This window comes from Sneathiella chungangensis, assembly GCF_009882935.1.
Classification (GTDB): domain Bacteria; phylum Pseudomonadota; class Alphaproteobacteria; order Sneathiellales; family Sneathiellaceae; genus Sneathiella; species Sneathiella chungangensis.
On sequence record NZ_WTVA01000001.1, the window covers coordinates 692,386 to 709,690 of the forward strand.

A 17,305-nucleotide genomic window follows, 5' to 3' on the forward strand; every position below is an offset into this window, starting at 1 on the left:
AACCTATGCAACCCGGATTAGGAATGCAGGATATCGCGCACAGGAAAAAAAATAAATCGCTGGCCGAGGCGGGCGCCGACTTCCCCTCGCCCGGCGATCCCGACCTTCTGGCCATCGGGCTTGACGGCTGGCGGGAGGCGACCGCAGCCGACCCGGATCTCGCCGCCTTCGCGGAAAAGCTCGCCACAAGCGAAACGGGCGCGCAAATCCTCGCCGGCGTTTTCGGCAACAGCCCTTATCTCTCCGCCTGCCTGAATGCGGAGCCGCATCTCCTCCGCCGCCTGATGGAGGATGGGGCCGACGCCGCGCTTCGCTGGATCTATGCCGCGCTCGCCGAAGAGACCGGGCCGGAGGCCTACCGGGAGCAGGTGATGACGGCGCTCCGCGTCGCCAAACGGCGGATCGCGCTTCTCACGGCGCTCTGCGATATGGGCAGGCTCTGGCCGCTGATGGAGATTACCGGCGCGCTCTCCGATTTCGCGGGGGCGGCGGTGGAAATCTGCTGCCGCCATCTGCTTAAGGTCGCCGCCGACAAGGGGGAGCTCACCCTGCCCCACCCGGAAGATCCGACGAAGGACAGCGGCCTTATCATCATCGGCATGGGCAAACTCGGCGCGCGGGAGCTCAATTATTCGAGCGATATCGACCTGATCGTCCTGTTCGAGGCGGAGAAGATCACCTATACCGGGCGGCGCTCGATCCAGGACTGCTTCGTCCGCATCGCCCGCAATCTCGTCACCATGATGCAGGAACGCACCCGCGACGGCTATGTCTTCCGCACCGATCTGCGGCTCCGCCCTGATCCCGGCGCGACGCCCATCGCGCTCTCCGTCGGTGCCGCCCATGTCTATTACGAGAGCCAGGGCCAGAACTGGGAGCGCGCGGCGATGATCAAGGCCCGCCCGATCGCCGGCGACATGGCGGCGGGGCGCGACTTCACCCGCTTCCTGATCCCCTTCATCTGGCGCAAGTCCATGGATTTCGCGGCGATCGAGGATATCCAGGCGATCAAGTCGCAGATCCATACCCACAAGGGATTTTCGAAAATCTCGCTGGAGGGTCATAACATCAAGATCGGCCGCGGCGGTATCCGCGAGATCGAGTTTTTCTGCCAGACCCAGCAGCTGATCGAGGGCGGGCGCAATCCGCTGCTGCGCGAGCCGACGACGCTCGGCACCCTCTCCCAGCTCGCGGCGGCGGGCAAGATCGCCCATGACGTGCGGCAGGAACTTCAGGAGGCCTATGTGTTCCTGCGCGAGCTTGAGCACCGCCTGCAGATGACCCGCGACGAGCAGACCCAGCTTCTCCCCGACGATCCGGAGGAGTTTCGCCGCCTCGGCGTCTTTTTCGGCTATGACGACGCGGCTGCCTTCCGCAAGGAATTGCGGACCACGCTGGAGACCGTGCAGGGCCATTACGACGCCCTCTTCCGGTTCGAGGAAACGCCGGACCGCAAGGCCGGCCGCCTCGTTTTCACCGGTGCGGAGGATGACCCGGAGACGCTGGACTCCCTCGCGGAGCTCGGCTTTGAGGATACCAAGGCGGTCTCGCAGAAGGTCCGCGAATGGCATCACGGGCGCTATCGCTGCACCCGCACGGTGCGCGCCCAGCAGATCCTGACCGGGCTGATGCCGCAGATCCTGGAGGCGCTCGGCGAGACCAGCCATCCGGACGCCGCCTTCACCCGCTTCGATGTCTTCTTGCAGAAACTGCCCGCCGGGGTGCAGCTGTTCACCCTGTTCAAGGCGCATCCGAGCCTGCTGTCCCTGCTCGCCAAGATCATGGGCATGGCGCCGGAGCTGGCGGAAAAACTCTCCCAGAACCCGATGCTGCTCGACGGCGTGCTCGATACGGAATTCATGGCGGCGCTGCCGCCAAAGGACTATCTCACCGCCGATCTGGAGCTGATCCTCTCCACCGCGCGGGATTTCCAGGATATCCTCGACTATACCCGGCGCTGGGCCAATGACCGCAAGTTCCGCCTCGGCGTGCAGATCCTCGACAATGTCGACCACGGCACCGGCCTCGGCGCGACGGTGGCCGCCGGGCCCGCCTTCTCGGATATCGCCGAGGTCGTCCTCGACAGCCTCTTCCCCCGCGTCCGCGATGAGCTTGCGCAGACCCACGGCGTCATTCCCGGCGGCCAGTTCGCGGTCATCGCCATGGGCAAGCTCGGCAGCCGCCAGATGACGCCCGCCTCCGACGCCGACCTGATCTTCGTCTTCGAGACGCCGGAGGACGACATGACCACCGACGGCAGGAAGCCGATCCCGGCGGGGCTCTACTACACCCGGCTCAGCCAGCGCTTCATCAACTCGCTCAGCGTCCATACCGGGGAGGGCCAGCTCTACGAGATCGACATGCGCCTGCGCCCGCATGGCAAGTCCGGGCCGATCGCGCTGCCGCTGGCGAGCATCATCAAATACTACCGCGAGGAGGCCTGGACGTGGGAGCATCTCGCGCTCACCCGCGCCCGCGTCGTCGCCGGCGATCCCGACCTCTGCGCGAAGGTCGAAGCGGCGCTCCGCCAGATCGGCATGACGAAACGCGACGCGGCGAAAATCCGCGCCGATACCGCAAGCATGCGCGCCCGCGTCCTCAAGGAGTTCGGCTCCGACAATCCGCTCGCCATCAAGCATGCCGTCGGCGGGCTGATGGACCTTGAATTCCTCTGCCAGTATCTCCGCCTGCTCCACGGGCCGGATCATCCGGACATCCTCCATCCCAACTCGATGGAGAGCCTGCAGAAAATGAAGGCGGCGGGGATTTTGCCCGAAAAAACCGCGGACAGGCTCACCGATATCCTGAAGTTCTACCTCAATATCAGCGGGTTGAAGCAGCTTTGCCTTGGCGGGCGCAAGATCGACGAGACCATCCCGCTGGCCCTGAAAAACGCCCTCGCCGAGGCCGCGGAGGTTGCAAATTTCGACGCACTCGCTAAAAAGCTCAAAACCGCACAGAACGATGTCGACCGGCTCCTGAACGACTATCTCGCCGGCGATCCAGAAAAGGAGTGACCCATGCCCGACGTTGGAGAGAAAGCCCCGGAGTTTAATTTGCCGACAGACAGTGGCGAGGATGTGAGCCTGGCGGCGCTGAAGGGCCGGAAGTTCGTGCTCTATTTTTACCCGAAGGACAACACCCCCGGCTGCACGACCGAGGCGATCGATTTCTCGGCGAAGATCGGTGAGTTCGACAAGCTCGGCGTCACGGTGATCGGGGTCTCCCGCGACTCGCTGAAAAAACACGCCAATTTCCGCGACAAGCATGACCTCCGCGTCCTGCTCGCCGCCGATGAGGATGGCGCGACTTGCGAGGCCTTCGGCGTCTGGGTCGAGAAAATGAACTATGGCCGCAAATATATGGGGATCGAGCGCTCGACCTTCCTCATCGACGGCGCGGGCGTCATCCGCAATGTCTGGCGGAAAGTCCGGGTCAAGGGCCATGCCGACGCCGTGCTCGAGGCGGCGGGCGCGCTCTGAGGTGAATTTAAGCGATCTCGCCCTCTCCGTCCTCAGCGACGGGGAGGCGGCCGGCAAGGCGGCACGAAGCCGGGAGGCGGCCAAACTCTGGCGCGACTCCGGCGGTGCGATGGAAATCGGCCGCGCATCCCCGCCCGACCGTCCGGCAAGACCGGCGCGCCCTCTCCTCCTCCCGCCCGCCGAGATGCCCCGCCGCCGCGGCCAGTCCGATGAGGCGCGCGCGACCCTGCTGCACGCCGTCCAGCATATCGAGCTCAACGCCATCGACCTCGCCTGGGACATGGTGGCGCGCTTCACCGATCACGAACTCCCCCGCGAATTTTATGACGACTGGGTCCGCGTCGGCGAGGAGGAGGCGACGCATTTCACCCTGCTTAGCCAGCGGCTCGCGGATCTCGGGTTTTCCTATGGCGATTTTCCCGCCCATGACGGCCTCTGGGAGGCGGCGCTGGCCACCCGTCACGACCTGGCCGCCCGCCTCGCGGTGGTGCCGATGGTGCTGGAGGCGCGCGGCCTCGACGTCACGCCCGCGATGATCACCCGATTCGGCCGGATGGGCGATGAAAAGAGCGTCAACGTGCTTAAAACTATCTTAAGCGACGAAATCGGGCACGTCGCCATTGGCAGCCGATGGTTCCATTATTTTTGCACAAAAAACGATCTTTCCCCCCGCGAGAACTGGCAGCGGCTTGTGAGAAAACACTTCCAAGGCCTTTTAAAACCCCCGTTTAATGACGATGCGCGGGAAGTTGCCGGACTGCCCAATGATTACTACCTCCCCTTGTCCGGCGCCCCGGCGGCAAAATCGACAAAAAAGCGCAAATTTTAGGGGCCTGTGAGTCCTGTTGCGATTAATGAAAAAATCAGTTTTATTATTCAGGCTTTCCCTAATCGATGATGAAGCGAAACTGGATCAGGATGACCAAATGAGGCTGAAGGCCGTACTAAATAAACTTCTTACGGATCGTCAGGTCATCATCAGCACCCGTGGCCAGCTTAAATATCTGCGGCTTTCCGTTGCCGCGCAGGCCCTCGGGCTGACCGCCGCCGTCGGTTTCGGCGGCATGTTCGCCTATCTGATGGTGACGGGCGCGCTTCAATATCACGAAAATACCCTGCAGCAGGCGAAGCTTCTCGCCCTGCAATCGAGCTATGACACCGTTTCCGCCGACTTCGAACTGGCGCAGTCGAAGATCCGGGCGACGCAGGCCGAGCTCGACCAGCAATATGCCCGCCTCGAGGATGTGCTCTCCGACCGCCAGGTCGTCGAGCAGGCCCTCGCCTTCGCCGCCGAGAGCGGCAGCTCCAAGAAACAGTCGCTGGAGGATCGCATCCGCGCCCTCGGCGAGAGCCTGCACAGCTCCAACGCCCGCCGCGAACAGCTTGAGCTGGAAATCATGCAGCTGAACAAGGCGATGTTCCATACCGCCCGCTCGCGCGATGAGGCCGACACCAACCGCGCGAACACCGAGCGCAGGCTGGCGACCATGCGCAGCCTCGTCGATCTCTACGCCTCGACCAAGGACGAGATCTACCGCGAGCTGGAGAGCACCCGCGCCCAGTTCGCCAGCCTCAAGCGCGAATTTTCGAACCGCCTCGACCGGGAGCGGTTGCTGAATTCGGAAGTGACGGAACTGCGCAACCGCATGACCCGCATGTCGACCGAGAACAAGGACCTGATCGCCCGCATCCACGACCGCACCAATGAGAGCGTCGCGGCGCTGCGCGAGATTATCGTCCTCACCGGCCTCGATCCCGACAAGCTGCTGGGCGAGAGCGACGAGGAAATCGGCCAGGGCGGCCCGTTCGTCGCCGCCAAGACCGCCGGCAAGATGCTCGAGACCGAGCAGGAACTCCATGTCCAGGCCAAGAAGATGGAGGCGAGCCTCGCCCGCTGGGAATCCCTGCAGACCCTGCTCCAGCAGCTGCCGCTCGCCCGCCCCGTCGATGTCGGCTATGTGACGTCGAGCTTCGGCAAGCGGCGCGATCCGCTCACCAAGCGCTCCGCCTTCCATGCGGGCGTCGATATCGCCGGTCCGCGCAACTCGGCCATTCTGGCGACCGCCCCCGGCGTCGTCACCTTTGCCGGCAAGAACGGCGCCTATGGCACCATGGTCACCATCGATCACGGCCGCGGCTTCAAGACGCGCTACGGCCATATGAAGAAAGCGCTCGTCAAGAAGGGCGACAAGGTCGAATTTCGTGACGAAATCGGCGTGATGGGCTCCACCGGTCGAAGCACCGGTCGCCATGTTCACTATGAAGTCATCTATGAAGGTGAAAATCTCGATCCGGCGAATTTTATCAAGGCCGGAAGATACGCGTTCAAAGCGACGCCGAAACTTGAGAAGGCCGCCATCGAGTAAATTGAGAAGCGAGGTATTCCATGTTTTCCGGTAACAGCAAGTCCGAGCCGAAAGCCAGCCGGACCAACACCATGCCCTCCATCATCGCCGATAATCTGAGTATCGAGGGCAACCTCTTCTCGGAGGGGGAAATCCAGATCGACGGCCAGGTGACGGGCGACGTGCAGGCGAAAACCCTGACCATCGGCCAGAACGCCATGATCACCGGCGATATCAATGCGGGCACCCTGATCATCCGCGGCGCCGTCCATGGCAGCCTCAAGGGGGAGGAGATCACCGTCACCTCGACCGCCACGGTGAAGGGCGACATTATCCATGCCTCGCTCAGCATCGAGCCCGGCGCCAAGATCGACGGTCATTTGAAGCATAGCGACAATCCGCGCGACCTGCCGGACACCGTCACCTTCCTCGATAAATCCGAGGCGGCCAGCGCCGAGAAATAACCCGCGCGACAAGACACAAAAAAGGCCCGCGATTGCGGGCCTTTTCTTTGGGAGAGTATCTTTCGTCAGCCGACGATTTCGGAGCCGGAGAAGAAATAGGCAATCTCGATCGCGGCGTTGGCCTGGCTGTCGGAGCCATGGACCGAGTTGGCCTCGATATTCTCGGCGAATTCCTTGCGGATCGTGCCCTCGGCCGCGTCGGCCGGGTTGGTCGCGCCCATGACTTCGCGGTTCTTCATGATGGCGTTCTCCCCTTCCAGCACCTGCACGACGACGGGACCGGAGGTCATGAAGTCGCACAGATCGTTGAAGAACGGCCGCTCCTTATGGACGCCGTAAAAGGTTTCGGCATTTTCGCGGGTCATGCGGATGCGCTTCTGCGCGACGATGCGAAGGCCGGCTGCTTCCAGCTTGGCGTTGATCTTGCCGGTCAGGTTGCGGCGGGTCGCATCGGGTTTGATGATGGAGAAAGTACGTTCAAGAGCCATTGGGTCACTCACCTTAATGTCGGGACAAAGAGAATAATTCCGCGCCTTATAGCGTCCCGGGCCGGTGCAGGCAAGGCGTTTGATGGCAGAATAGGGTATTGCAGGCGACGGAGGGCGGCGATACATTCAAGGGAAGAAGCCGCCGCCCGCCAGAACACTGTCCGGTGGATCGGAATAAATGCCACAGAGAGTGAATTGAGGGGCGTCCATGAGTACCCATAATCCCAAAGTCGATCCCCTGTTGAACGACGCCGAAAACTGGCTTGAAGAACGGCGCGCGCTCCGGGATCTGCTGCTCGGCGCCTCGCTGGATGAGGGCGTCAAATGGGGCAAGCTCTGCTATATGCAGGAGGGGAAGAACGTCGCCATGATCTATGGGCTGAAGGACGCCTGCGCCATTGGTTTTTTTAAGGGCGCGCTCATGAAGGACCCGAACGGCATCCTTGAAAAGCCGGGGGAGAATTCCCAGGCCATGCGCTGGGCCAGGTTCATCAGCACCGCAGAAATCGACGCGGCCGCCCCGACCCTGAAAAACTATATCGAGGAGGCGATCGCCCTCGAAAAAGCAGGGGCGCAGATTGACTTCAAGGAGAAGGACAATCTCGTCCTTGCCGCGGAACTACAGGAAAAGCTCGCGTCCGATCCGGCCTTCAAGGCCGCGTTTGAGAAGCTGACCCCCGGGCGGCAGCGCGGCTACAACCTTCATTTCTCCGGCGCGAAACAGGCCAGGACCCGCCTCGCCCGGATTGAGAAATATACCCCGAAAATCCTCGCCGGAAAGGGCCTGCAGGACCGTTAGGCCGCGCCTCTCCCGCACGGGGCGGGCCTTTCAGTAATAGGCCGGGTCGTCGGCAATGGTGAGACGGTGGAGCAGACGCTCCTTCCCCTCATAGCCGCCGGTCGCCTTATGCAGGACCGAGCGGTTGTCCCACAGCACCAGCATGTCCGGCTCCCATTTATGGCGATAGACGAATTCCTCCCGCCCCTGCCAGCGCACCAGTTCCTTCAGCAATTCCTTCGCGCGGGCCTCTTCCATGCCGTCAAGATCGACCAGATAGCTGCCGCCGAAAATGCCTTTCTTGCCGGTTTCCGGATGCGGGCGGATGACCGGATGGGTCTCCCGCTTGTTTGCCTCGTCCGAGATATTGAAGCGCATCGCGCCCTTGAAATTCTTCTCCGCATAGGCGCCCTCGCGCGAATAGGCGCCGCCCGCCGAATGAACCGCCGTCAGATTTTCAAAACGTTCCTTCATTTCGGGCGGCATTTCTTCCCACGCGAGATGCTGGTTGGAAAAGAGGGTGTCGCCCCCCTCCTCCGGGATGATCTTGCCATAGAGCATGGTGCCGGACGGCGGCACGGTCATGAAGCTCCAGTCCGAATGCCAGTTATCGGCAAAAATCCGCCCCGTCTCGTCGGCGAGGCGATGGATGGCGGCGATGCGCTCATGCCCATCGATGGGCTTCAGAAAGGGATCGTCGCCGATCGGGCCGAAATACTCGGCGACGCGGACGAGATCGTCATTGTCCAGCTTCTGGTCCGGGAAGGCGAGCACATGATGATCCATCCAGGCCTTGCGGATGGCGGCGAGGTCGTCTTTGGCGAGCGGCGCCGACAGATCGACCCCCTCGATCCGGGCGCCGCAGGGCGCGTCCATTTTCGTCACTGTGATCATTGCACCTCCCCCATTCTTGTTTTCCGAAGACATATCATTAATTTTGTTGTTCACCAACAACTATTTTGTTATGGTGATATCCTGTTGATATTACATGGAATTTGACATGAGCCCTGCCACCGCCGCCCCCCGCCCCCGCAAAAATCCGGAACGGCGCCGGGATTCCAGCCAGCGCATGATCGAGGCGGCGACGGAACTCTTCGCCGAAAAAGGCTATCAGCGGACGACCCTGATCGAGATTGGCCGCCGCGCGGGCTGCACCGGCACGCTGGTCAGCAACCGCTTCGGCAGCAAGGAGCGGGTCTTGCGCGCCGTTCTCGCCCATATCCTCAACCGGTTCGAGGCGGACGAGAGCCTCAGCCTCCGGGCGAAGGCGCGCGATCCCCGCCCCGCCCCGGCGCAGCTATCGCGCTTTGTCGCGACCTATCTCACCGATGTGGCGCAGCGCGGCACGCGCATCCGCGCGCTGTATGTTCTGATGGGGGAAGGGCTTGGCTCGCTGCCCGGCATGGCGGAGGAAATCGCCCATGTGAACCAGGTCTTTCGCGGCGAGATCATGGGCTATCTCACCCTCGGGATGGAAAGAGGGGACCTCCCCTCCTCCCTCGATCCGGCGATCCTCGCAAGCCTGATCATCGGCCTGTTGCGCGGCGTCGCCCTGCAGATCCTTGCGGAACCCGAGCATCTGCCGCTGGATGCGCTGATCACCGCCTGCCAGAAATCCGTGCAGGCGATGATCCGCGCAGGGTAAGCCGCTTTACCGGGGCAGCACGGTGTCGAAGGCCGCCAATGCCGGGTCCATCCGGTCCCAGCCAAATCCCGCGGACGCGTAAGTCACCACGGCCGGATTGAACTGGCCCGGATCATCGAGACTCGCCGCGTGAATGGCGATCCCCTCTGGCAGCACGTCCAGCAGGAGATAGACCGGCGATCCGCACGTGGCGCAGAAACAGTGGGTTTTCTCCTTCCCGCTGTCCCCCATCACCCGCCATTCTGTTACCTTCCCGGTGAGATGCACCGCCTTTCTGTCCGCGAAGGTCAGGAAGGAGCTGTGCCCCGTCCCGCTTCGCCGTTGACAGTCGCGGCACTGGCAATGATTTTCGAAGACCGGGGCACTGTCGGTTTCGTAGCGCACCGCCCCGCAGGCGCAACCGCCGGAATAATGTTTTCCTGTCATGATATAGTCCTTTCAGAGTGAAGGGTTTACGCCGCGCTTTCGGTCGCGCAGGGCTGGGCGAAGACATCCATGGGCTCGTCCGTCTCCAGATAGGATTTGAGGCTGGAGAGCACCAGCGGCCAACCCCGCGTGACGCCGATCGCCATGCCGCTGCCGGTTTCCAGCTCGTCATGGGTGACGGTCAGCTTCACCATATCCTCATACGGCACCAGATCGAAGGTCACCCGGCTGTGTTTCTCCGGGAGATCATATTCGGACGGGTCCGACCAGCTGATCACGAGGCGGTTGGGCGCATCGACCTCAAGCACGTTGCCCGCAATATTGACCTTGCGCTCGTCATTGTCGCGGACATGCTCCCATTTCGAGCCGACCTTCCAGTCGGAGACATTCTCATGGCCCCAGTAGCGGGCGGCAATCTCGGGCCGGGTAATCGCCTCGAATATCTTTTCCGGCGTCGCGCGGATAAAGGTCACATATACAAAAGTCGTCTTTTCCTTAGTCATCAGTCTCTCCTTCCAGTTCCGTTTTCAGTTCATGAAGCAGGGCAAGCCGTTGCTGTTCAAATTTCCGTATCCATCGCTCGTAAACCATCTGAAGCGGCACCGGGTTGAGGAAATGCAGCCTCTCCCGCCCCCGCCGAACGACCGAGACCAGGTTCGCGTCTTCCAGCAGGCCAAGATGCTGCGTCACCGACTGGCGCCGCATATCCAGATGCCCGCACAACTCCCCAAGCGTCTGCCCGTTCTTCTCGCAGAGCAGATCCAGCAGTTTCCTGCGTGTCGGATCGCCGAGCGCCTTGAATGTCTTGTCATCGTCCATACGCTACTCCTTGGGCTGGATAATATGTAGGTATTTACCTGCATGTCAACAGAATTGAGTCTGCCGTTGCGCGGCCTGGTATTTTCGGGCTATCGCCGGAAACCGCCTTCTGCTATGAAGCACGCCCCTTCAACGGATTTCCGGCAGGTCACTGAAATTGCAAAATGTTGATATCGTCAAATGGATTGCCACCGTCATTCAGCTTGTCGGCTACGGCCTGACCGGATTGAATATCGTCCCGTGGAATGTGTTCGCCTTTATCATTGGCATTGTCCTGTGGTTTCTTGTCGGCGTGATGTGGAAGGACCGCGCGATCATGATTGTCCATGTCGGGGCATTCATCGCGCTTTTCTCGGGTTATCTGAATTCATGACCCTTCTCGTTGCAAAAACCCGATTTTTTGTGACCTGAAGCTGATTTTCCGTCTTTCTAGGAGCGTCGCTTTCTGTTAGAGAGTGCCCCATGCTTCAAATTAAGGATCTGACATACCGCATCGCCGGACGGACGCTGCTGGAAAATGCTTCGCTGCATATTCCGGTCGGGCACAAGTTTGGCCTGATCGGACGCAACGGCACCGGGAAATCGACGCTTCTGAAATTGATCACCGGGGAGCTGCATGCGGATGGCGGCACGATCGAGCTTCGAAATGGCGCGCGCATGGGCGTCCTCCCGCAGGAGGCGCCGGGCGGGCCGGAAAGCCTGATCGAGACGGTGCTTGCCGCCGATGTCGAGCGCGCGGCGCTGCTGAAGGAGGCGGAGACCGCCACCGACGGCATGCGCATTGCCGAAATCCATACCCGCCTTGCCGATATCGACGCCCATACGGCGGAGGCGCGGGCCGCGAAGATTCTCTCCGGCCTCGGCTTCGACCATGAAGCGCAGCAGCGCCCCTGCTCCTCCTTCTCCGGTGGCTGGCGGACGCGTGTCGCGCTCGCGGGCACCCTCTTTGCCGAGCCGGACCTGCTGCTCCTCGACGAGCCGAGCAACTATCTCGATCTCGAGGCGACGCTGTGGCTGGAAAGTTTCCTCCGCGGGTATCAGCGCACCCTCGTCATCATCAGCCATGACAAGGACCTGCTGAATAACGTGGTGACGGAGATCGCCCATCTCGACCAGATGAAACTGGTGAAATATACCGGCAACTACGATTTCTTCGAGAAGACCCGGCGCGAGCAGATGGAGCTTCTCGCCGGCATGGCCCGCAAGCAGGAAGCACAGCGGAAGCACTTACAATCCTTCGTCGATCGCTTCCGCGCCAAGGCATCCAAGGCCCGTCAGGCCCAGAGCCGCGTGAAGATGCTGGAAAAGATGAAGCCGGTCGTCGGCATCGTCGAGGAACATACGGCGAGCCTCACCTTCCACGCGCCGGAGCCGCTCTCCTCCCCCATCATCACGATGGAGCATTGCACGGTCGGCTATACCCCGGGCAAGCCGGTGTTGCGCAGCCTCGACCTCCGCATCGACATGGATGACCGGATCGCGCTGCTCGGCTCCAACGGCAACGGCAAGTCGACCTTCGCGAAACTGCTGGCCAACCGATTGCAGCCCGAAAGCGGCAGCCTGCGCAAATCGACCAAGCTGAAAATCGGCTTCTTCGCGCAGCATCAGCTCGACGAGATGCGCGAGAACGAGACCGCCTATCAGCATCTCGCCGCCAAGATGGAAAATGCGCAGGAATCCAAGGTCCGCGCCCGCCTCGGCCAGTTCGGCTTCACCCGCCAGAAGACCGACACACCCGTCAAGCAGCTTTCGGGCGGCGAGAAGGCGCGGCTCAACTTCTGCCTGATCGCGGAGGAAAAGCCGCATCTGCTGATCCTTGACGAGCCGACCAACCATCTCGATGTCGACAGTCGGGAGGCGCTGATCCAGGGCCTTAACGAATATGAGGGCGCGGTGCTGCTGATCAGCCATGATCCGCATCTCGTCAGCCTCGTCGCCGACCGGCTCTGGCTGGTCAAGGATGGCGGCGTGCATGCCTATGACGGCGATATCGAGGATTACAAGAAAGAGATTCTGGACGCCGGGCGCGGCGGCAATGGCCGCAAACCGGGCGCCGAGACAGGCGCGCCGAAGCTCTCCGGCAAGGAGGCCCGCAAGGCCCGCGCCGCCGCCCGCGCCGCCCTCGGTCCCAAGCGGCAGGAGGTGAAAAAGCTCGAGCAGCTGATGCAGGCCCTCGCCACCCGGCAGGCCGCGCTCGAAACCGAACTCGCCGACCCCGTCACCTACGACAAGGGCACGGACTATCAGGCCAAACTCACCGGCCAGATCGGCCGCCTAAAGGCGGAACTCACCGAAGCGGAAGAAAAATGGCTCGCGCTCACGGAGGAGCTTGAAGCGCAAGGCGCGGCGTGAGGGCGCACCAATTCGCTTGATTGCGTCGGTAATCCCAAAACTCAATTGATGCTTGAATATATTTTCTATAAAACAATGGAAGATTATTTTGGCCGACTAAATGAGAGTATTGATGCAAACGATACGTAGTTGTTGCGTTCTTCTTCTGGCGGTTCTGGTAACCGGATGCGCCAGCCTCACGAACACAGAGATTCACACCAGTCCGGAAGTTTCCCTGAACAGCAGCTTTCAACGAGCCCCTGACAAGCCGATTTTAATTTCGGTCATTGATCATGATGCGGCCAAACGCGAAGGCGATTTCGGGCCTGTTCTGATCAACGAGATCAATCGGATCTATCCAAACGCCTTTCAAGTCGTTCCGCCCTCCACGTCATCGGTTGCAGGCTCAGTTTCAATGCAGATTCACGTGAGGCGATTAGGTGGTTTCTTCAACGACTCCACCCTTTCTGTTCTTAGAAGGAGCGGTTACAAAGATCCAGTGTCCGGAGATGCAGACGAGTGGCAGCAAGTTATTTTAGAGGCAAAAAGCGAACAGCCTGTGATTTCAGGTTATGTCGGAGGACCCTATGGCATCATTCGGGGATGGAGCGGCATTGCATTTATTGACATTAAAGTTCACGATTTAAGATTTGATCGCCCCCACATATTCACAATTTCCATTGCAGCGGAACGTAGCACACTAAATAATTTTGGGTTTATTACAGCACAGATGAATGCCGCAGAAGCATGGGAAGACGTAGAGCCACGCCTCGCACGTTTTCTGGATGCCGCAGTGCAGAAAGTTGCGGCAGAGCAATACCGGCAGGTTTCCCCACCCAAGCCGAACAAATCCGGTTCCTATAAAACGATCTAACTCATCAATACTGGATCATCGGCCGACGCCATCGGCCGCCTGAAAGCGGAACTCACCGACGCGGAAGAAAAATGGCTCGCGCTCACAGAAGAACTCGAGGCACAAGGCGCGGCGTAGTTACTCAGTACCCGTGTTTAGGGGAAATTAAATTCTATCATACAATTCCTGATATATATTAGCTGAAACACTAATTGTTATCAGGAACAATCTCTATGGATAAAGTTACTATCAACTTGAATGATATTAGCAGTATTGGATCCACTGCAATTAGGCGCGCATACGCATTTATGGGGTTTGGCATAAATGCGGCGGAAAACCCAGACCAAAAACAAGTTGTTTTGCCGGGTATTGTGAAACCCCGAATTTTTCCTGAGAATGCTTCAAACGAAGATTTAAACATGCTTAAGGCTGGATTTAAAACTTGGATTACGGGCAATGCATTACGGGAATTAGTTGAGGGATTTGAGCATTATTTTCGTGCTGTGTTGATTACATTAATAAGAACTCATCGTTCTAAAGGCCACGAAATTGACTTTAATAAGTTACTCAGAGATTTCGATAACAAAGGTATTGGGGGTAAGCTTGAACTTATTCGTAAAGAGTTCAATGTTGAGATTCCAAAATCTGTCGATTTTGTGGCCATTAACTACGCAAGAAATAGTTTAACACATGGACGTGGCTACATTCGTCCTCGCGATTGCAACGAAGACAAAGCTCTCGTAATGCAGTGGCGTGCCATAGAGATTTGGGTGGATAGCAACGATGGCGAGAAGATTCCCATAAAGTCAGACTCTGACGAGCCAATTCCAGTTCAAGCCGGTGGAACAATCAAACTCCAACCTTTTGATCAAGTTAAGAAAATTGATGCAGGCACGCCGCTTGATCTAACACCAAAAGAACTTGAAGGTCTATTTTTTGCGTGTCAGATCTTTGTAAACGAATTGCAAAATAATTTAATACCGATTTTTCAGAGTATCGATATCACAATAAACACAGAAGAGAATGGAAGCGACGCGGAATCATAATCCATCTGTCTTCCTCTCTGTTTTCGTCTAAAGCTAATAGCTGACGGGACGTGTGCCCTTCCCTATTCCTAAATCTGCCCCTCAATCCCCAGCGAGCAGATAAGTTCGAAACAACCGTTTAGTCGCTAAAACAACAGATTGAAAACAACCCAGCCAGAAACGAAAAAAATCACTACGGCTTCGATAGCCATTAACATTATGCCAATTGATGTAATTATTATAGCGACAATAGGTGAAGGCCTATTGACGATTTTTGACAGAACTTTCGCGATTCCCCGTTGAAGAAAATAAAATACACCGCCAAATATCAATGCGGCGGCAAACATTCCACCAATAAAATAAACAGCCGCCTGCCATGTTAGAAACGATGCCACATCGGAAGTGGCAAAATGATACACGCCAATGCCAAGCCATAGGAATGTCGCGTACTTACCTGCTTTCGCCCTTTGACTATCGTAGAAGTCGTCCAAGACGCACCTCCTGCTTGAATATAGTTTATCTATTTATCTTATAGATTTTCTCTAAAGCAGGGCAACTAATACCGTCCCCTCACGCCATTTTCTTCCAGCCCGCCTCCGTCTGCTGGTAGTAGCTGACCGGGATGTCGCTGTCCTTCAACTCGCGCCAGCGCGCGCGGGCGGCGGTGAGGGAGGCCTCGTCCTCGCCGTCGAAGAGATAGAGGCAGCGGTCGAACGCCGCGAGGTCGGCGGCGGGGGCATCCTCGATCAGCACCAGCACCGCGGCGCCGTTCGCATTCCCCTCCGTCTCCCGGGTCAGCAGGACCGGCTGCGCCGCCGGATCGACGCCCTCCCCCGCCAGCGCATGGGGCAGGAAGCTGTCGGACGGCCGCAGAGCGAAAATGCTTCCAACAATGCCTGAGTTGACCTATGTTTGAATATTATTGGAAGAGCATATGGGCAATGTCGGATTGGACGTGCCTGGTTTTACGGGAGATACGGATGATGCAAAAGGTAGCGGCTGTCGCAATTGTGCTTTCGGGGTTGGCGGCGGGTCCGGCATCCGCCGCATGCCTGTATCAGGGCGGATATTACCCGCAGGGAACGACCTTGTGCTTTGACGGCTGGCTGCAGGAATGCACGGTCGCCGACTATTGGAAAGCGATCGGCATGTGCCATGCTCCGGACATCAAGGAACCGTTTGTGACCTACCAGAAGCCCGATGCGCAGACGCTGATGGCAAAGTTTCTCGCCGGTGGGACACGCGTGTTGCCCCAATCGGTACCGACGGACGATTGATCAGGCGACCAGGGTCGGGCCATAGGCGGCCAGACACGGTGCTTATTGGCAGGCTCGAAAACCGCTAGTCAAAACCGTTCGCCTGTATCCTCGACCGAATTTCCCTAAATCTCCCCGTCAATCCCGAGGGACGGGGTAAGCTTGAAATAGGCGACGGGGCGCGCCCCGCACATAAAGGCCCTCACGCCATTTTCTTCCAGCCAGCTTCCGTCTGCTGATAGTAGCTGACGGGGATGTCCTGCTCCTTGAATCTTGTCCTGAACATAGCATTTTCTTGCAGGTCACATTTCATAGCCAAACTATTGATTTTCAATTACTTTCAGATTCTCTATCAGTTCCAGGATATTTTCTTTAATCGAAAATGAAACTGCAGCCCACCCCATTGCGACCGTGGCGGCCGTATCTTTGTCGAAAAAATATCGATTATTAATGGTGTCGTCGAAAAGGATATCGCCGGTTACAGAATCCTTCAAAGTATAATGAAGCTTCGTATACCCGGTTGAAAGGCCAATTCGTCCGCCCCAATACACACATAAATCAACGCCTTCCGGCTGATTTAGGCTCGGGGTATAATCAAGCTCCTCCACACGAACACTAAGTTTATACCGTGACACGGCCGATCCCAAATACCCGAAATTTTTAAGGCTGTCTCGGATTGCCCATTCGATATTTTGATTCACTTGTGGTGGCTCAACCGGAAAATATAAATACTCCGTCTTTCCGAGAAATCCGGTCAACTCGATATTTTCCTTAAGTTCCCCCATCGCGACGAATTCCTCCGAGCTCGATGGGGAAGCAGTCATCGTATCCTGCCCCCCGTAAATGGAAAGCTTGATCAGGCAGGCACAGCCCGTGAGACCGCCAAGAACAACAAAGATCAACAGCCATTTTGACAGGTGTTTAAACATCTAAATTCTCCTCACGCCATTTTCTTCCAGCCCGCCTCCGTCTGCTGGTAGTAGCTGACCGGGATGTCGCTGTCCTTCAACTCGCGCCAGCGGGTGCGCGCGGCGGTGAGGGAGGCCTCGTCCTCGCCGTCGAAGAGATAGAGGCAGCGGTCGAACGCCGCGAGGTCGGCGGCGGGGGCATGCTCGATCAGCACCAGCACCGCGGCGCCGTTCGCGTTCCCCTCCGTCTCCCGCGTCAGCAGGACCGGCTGCGCCGCCGGATCGACCCCCTCCCCCGCCACCGCATGGGGCAGAAAGCTGTCGGCGCGATAGCTCCAGAGGGCGTCGTCGAGCTGTTCCAGCTGTTCTTCCGTCTGGCCCCGCACCAACACGCGAAAGCCCCGCTCCGTCACCTTTTCAAGCAAGCGCGGCAAGGCCCGCGCGAGCGGTTCCGATTGCAGATGGTAGAAGCTGACCTCGTTCAC

The 17,305-nt window shown here is 58.9% G+C and carries 21 protein-coding genes; 12 read left to right on the forward strand and 9 right to left on the reverse strand.

Annotated elements, in window-relative coordinates; all coding sequences use genetic code 11:
- Positions 1-23: 23 nt before the first annotated feature.
- From GQF03_RS03440 to GQF03_RS03460, 5 genes are all read left to right on the forward strand, one after another.
- Complete coding sequence (locus GQF03_RS03440) at positions 24-3,017, forward strand: bifunctional [glutamine synthetase] adenylyltransferase/[glutamine synthetase]-adenylyl-L-tyrosine phosphorylase (protein WP_161337776.1); 2,994 nt, start codon at positions 24-26, stop codon at positions 3,015-3,017.
- Positions 3,018-3,020: 3 nt separating this feature from the next.
- Positions 3,021-3,482: a thioredoxin-dependent thiol peroxidase gene (gene bcp, locus GQF03_RS03445; protein ID WP_161337777.1), complete on the forward strand. Its 462-nt coding sequence runs from the start codon at positions 3,021-3,023 to the stop codon at positions 3,480-3,482.
- A 1-nt stretch (position 3,483) separates the two neighbouring features.
- A complete protein-coding gene (locus GQF03_RS03450; RefSeq protein ID WP_206376239.1) occupies positions 3,484-4,311 on the forward strand; it encodes a DUF455 family protein in 828 nt (275 codons plus the stop codon).
- A gap of 97 nt (positions 4,312-4,408) precedes the next feature.
- Complete coding sequence (locus GQF03_RS03455) at positions 4,409-5,848, forward strand: peptidoglycan DD-metalloendopeptidase family protein (RefSeq protein WP_161337779.1); 1,440 nt, start codon at positions 4,409-4,411, stop codon at positions 5,846-5,848.
- A gap of 20 nt (positions 5,849-5,868) precedes the next feature.
- Positions 5,869-6,291 (forward strand): bactofilin family protein, encoded by a 423-nt coding sequence (locus GQF03_RS03460; RefSeq protein WP_161337780.1) that lies wholly within the window; start codon positions 5,869-5,871, stop codon positions 6,289-6,291.
- Between the two features lie 65 nt (positions 6,292-6,356).
- Here GQF03_RS03460 and ndk read toward each other — a convergent pair whose 3' ends face one another.
- On the reverse strand, positions 6,357-6,779 hold the full coding sequence (gene ndk, locus GQF03_RS03465; protein ID WP_161337781.1) for a nucleoside-diphosphate kinase: 423 nt from the start codon (positions 6,777-6,779) through the stop codon (positions 6,357-6,359).
- 208 nt (positions 6,780-6,987) lie between these two features.
- Here ndk and GQF03_RS03470 point away from each other — a divergent pair, with 208 nt between their 5' ends.
- Positions 6,988-7,578 (forward strand): YdeI/OmpD-associated family protein, encoded by a 591-nt coding sequence (locus GQF03_RS03470; RefSeq protein WP_161337782.1) that lies wholly within the window; start codon positions 6,988-6,990, stop codon positions 7,576-7,578.
- A 30-nt stretch (positions 7,579-7,608) separates the two neighbouring features.
- Here the strand turns inward: GQF03_RS03470 and GQF03_RS03475 are convergent, their stop codons facing one another.
- The gene (locus GQF03_RS03475) at positions 7,609-8,451 is read right to left on the reverse strand and encodes a TauD/TfdA dioxygenase family protein (RefSeq protein WP_161337783.1); all 843 of its coding nucleotides are present in this window, start codon (positions 8,449-8,451) and stop codon (positions 7,609-7,611) included.
- A 106-nt stretch (positions 8,452-8,557) separates the two neighbouring features.
- On the opposite strand from GQF03_RS03475, the gene GQF03_RS03480 reads away from it, so the two are divergent.
- A complete protein-coding gene (locus tag GQF03_RS03480) occupies positions 8,558-9,202 on the forward strand; it encodes a TetR/AcrR family transcriptional regulator (RefSeq protein ID WP_161337784.1) in 645 nt (214 codons plus the stop codon).
- 6 nt (positions 9,203-9,208) lie between these two features.
- Here the strand turns inward: GQF03_RS03480 and GQF03_RS03485 are convergent, their stop codons facing one another.
- Genes GQF03_RS03485 through GQF03_RS03495 form a run of 3 tightly spaced genes read right to left on the reverse strand, consistent with a single transcriptional unit; the run spans position 9,209 to position 10,447 of the window.
- The gene (locus GQF03_RS03485) at positions 9,209-9,628 is read right to left on the reverse strand and encodes a GFA family protein (protein ID WP_161337785.1); all 420 of its coding nucleotides are present in this window, start codon (positions 9,626-9,628) and stop codon (positions 9,209-9,211) included.
- Between the two features lie 26 nt (positions 9,629-9,654).
- On the reverse strand, positions 9,655-10,131 hold the full coding sequence (locus GQF03_RS03490) for an SRPBCC family protein (RefSeq protein WP_161337786.1): 477 nt from the start codon (positions 10,129-10,131) through the stop codon (positions 9,655-9,657).
- Positions 10,124-10,447, reverse strand: a complete 324-nt coding sequence (locus tag GQF03_RS03495) for an ArsR/SmtB family transcription factor (RefSeq protein ID WP_161337787.1) — start codon at positions 10,445-10,447, stop codon at positions 10,124-10,126. The genes GQF03_RS03490 and GQF03_RS03495 overlap by 8 nt, the downstream gene beginning before the upstream one ends.
- 157 nt (positions 10,448-10,604) lie before the next feature.
- On the opposite strand from GQF03_RS03495, the gene GQF03_RS03500 reads away from it, so the two are divergent.
- The 4 genes from GQF03_RS03500 to GQF03_RS03515 all read left to right on the forward strand — a co-directional run bounded on the left by GQF03_RS03500 (position 10,605) and on the right by GQF03_RS03515 (position 14,677).
- The gene (locus tag GQF03_RS03500; RefSeq protein ID WP_161337788.1) at positions 10,605-10,820 is read left to right on the forward strand and encodes a DUF6552 family protein; all 216 of its coding nucleotides are present in this window, start codon (positions 10,605-10,607) and stop codon (positions 10,818-10,820) included.
- 89 nt (positions 10,821-10,909) lie between these two features.
- On the forward strand, positions 10,910-12,799 hold the full coding sequence (locus tag GQF03_RS03505) for an ABC-F family ATP-binding cassette domain-containing protein (protein WP_161337789.1): 1,890 nt from the start codon (positions 10,910-10,912) through the stop codon (positions 12,797-12,799).
- Positions 12,800-12,911: 112 nt separating this feature from the next.
- A complete protein-coding gene (locus GQF03_RS03510; RefSeq protein WP_161337790.1) occupies positions 12,912-13,652 on the forward strand; it encodes an OprD family porin in 741 nt (246 codons plus the stop codon).
- 212 nt (positions 13,653-13,864) lie between these two features.
- Positions 13,865-14,677 carry a hypothetical protein gene (locus GQF03_RS03515; RefSeq protein ID WP_161337791.1) on the forward strand — a complete coding sequence of 271 codons (813 nt, stop codon included), beginning with the start codon at positions 13,865-13,867 and terminating at the stop codon, positions 14,675-14,677.
- Positions 14,678-14,802: 125 nt separating this feature from the next.
- Here GQF03_RS03515 and GQF03_RS03520 read toward each other — a convergent pair whose 3' ends face one another.
- The gene (locus tag GQF03_RS03520; protein ID WP_161337792.1) at positions 14,803-15,147 is read right to left on the reverse strand and encodes a hypothetical protein; all 345 of its coding nucleotides are present in this window, start codon (positions 15,145-15,147) and stop codon (positions 14,803-14,805) included.
- Between the two features lie 79 nt (positions 15,148-15,226).
- Positions 15,227-15,550 carry a DNA polymerase III subunit chi gene (locus GQF03_RS03525; RefSeq protein WP_161338101.1) on the reverse strand — a complete coding sequence of 108 codons (324 nt, stop codon included), beginning with the start codon at positions 15,548-15,550 and terminating at the stop codon, positions 15,227-15,229.
- An 86-nt stretch (positions 15,551-15,636) separates the two neighbouring features.
- Here GQF03_RS03525 and GQF03_RS03530 point away from each other — a divergent pair, with 86 nt between their 5' ends.
- A complete protein-coding gene (locus GQF03_RS03530) occupies positions 15,637-15,933 on the forward strand; it encodes a hypothetical protein (protein ID WP_161337793.1) in 297 nt (98 codons plus the stop codon).
- 299 nt (positions 15,934-16,232) lie between these two features.
- On the opposite strand, the gene GQF03_RS03535 is transcribed toward GQF03_RS03530, so the two are convergent.
- Together GQF03_RS03535 and GQF03_RS03540 are read right to left on the reverse strand one after the other, a co-directional pair.
- On the reverse strand, positions 16,233-16,841 hold the full coding sequence (locus tag GQF03_RS03535) for a hypothetical protein (protein WP_161337794.1): 609 nt from the start codon (positions 16,839-16,841) through the stop codon (positions 16,233-16,235).
- Between the two features lie 11 nt (positions 16,842-16,852).
- On the reverse strand, positions 16,853-17,305 hold the full coding sequence (locus tag GQF03_RS03540; protein WP_161337795.1) for a DNA polymerase III subunit chi: 453 nt from the start codon (positions 17,303-17,305) through the stop codon (positions 16,853-16,855).

What these genes read in the sequence shown, in the direction of transcription:
- GQF03_RS03440 (WP_161337776.1), top strand. Translation starts at nt 24, where the DNA reads ATGCAGGATATCGCGCACAGGAAAAAAAATAAATCGCTGGCCGAGGCG.
- bcp (WP_161337777.1), top strand. Translation starts at nt 3,021, where the DNA reads ATGCCCGACGTTGGAGAGAAAGCCCCGGAGTTTAATTTGCCGACAGAC.
- GQF03_RS03455 (WP_161337779.1), top strand. Translation starts at nt 4,409, where the DNA reads ATGAGGCTGAAGGCCGTACTAAATAAACTTCTTACGGATCGTCAGGTC.
- GQF03_RS03460 (WP_161337780.1), top strand. Translation starts at nt 5,869, where the DNA reads ATGTTTTCCGGTAACAGCAAGTCCGAGCCGAAAGCCAGCCGGACCAAC.
- ndk (WP_161337781.1), bottom strand. Translation starts at nt 6,779, where the DNA reads ATGGCTCTTGAACGTACTTTCTCCATCATCAAACCCGATGCGACCCGC.
- GQF03_RS03470 (WP_161337782.1), top strand. Translation starts at nt 6,988, where the DNA reads ATGAGTACCCATAATCCCAAAGTCGATCCCCTGTTGAACGACGCCGAA.
- GQF03_RS03475 (WP_161337783.1), bottom strand. Translation starts at nt 8,451, where the DNA reads ATGATCACAGTGACGAAAATGGACGCGCCCTGCGGCGCCCGGATCGAG.
- GQF03_RS03480 (WP_161337784.1), top strand. Translation starts at nt 8,558, where the DNA reads ATGAGCCCTGCCACCGCCGCCCCCCGCCCCCGCAAAAATCCGGAACGG.
- GQF03_RS03485 (WP_161337785.1), bottom strand. Translation starts at nt 9,628, where the DNA reads ATGACAGGAAAACATTATTCCGGCGGTTGCGCCTGCGGGGCGGTGCGC.
- GQF03_RS03490 (WP_161337786.1), bottom strand. Translation starts at nt 10,131, where the DNA reads ATGACTAAGGAAAAGACGACTTTTGTATATGTGACCTTTATCCGCGCG.
- GQF03_RS03495 (WP_161337787.1), bottom strand. Translation starts at nt 10,447, where the DNA reads ATGGACGATGACAAGACATTCAAGGCGCTCGGCGATCCGACACGCAGG.
- GQF03_RS03505 (WP_161337789.1), top strand. Translation starts at nt 10,910, where the DNA reads ATGCTTCAAATTAAGGATCTGACATACCGCATCGCCGGACGGACGCTG.
- GQF03_RS03510 (WP_161337790.1), top strand. Translation starts at nt 12,912, where the DNA reads ATGCAAACGATACGTAGTTGTTGCGTTCTTCTTCTGGCGGTTCTGGTA.
- GQF03_RS03515 (WP_161337791.1), top strand. Translation starts at nt 13,865, where the DNA reads ATGGATAAAGTTACTATCAACTTGAATGATATTAGCAGTATTGGATCC.
- GQF03_RS03530 (WP_161337793.1), top strand. Translation starts at nt 15,637, where the DNA reads ATGATGCAAAAGGTAGCGGCTGTCGCAATTGTGCTTTCGGGGTTGGCG.
- GQF03_RS03535 (WP_161337794.1), bottom strand. Translation starts at nt 16,841, where the DNA reads ATGTTTAAACACCTGTCAAAATGGCTGTTGATCTTTGTTGTTCTTGGC.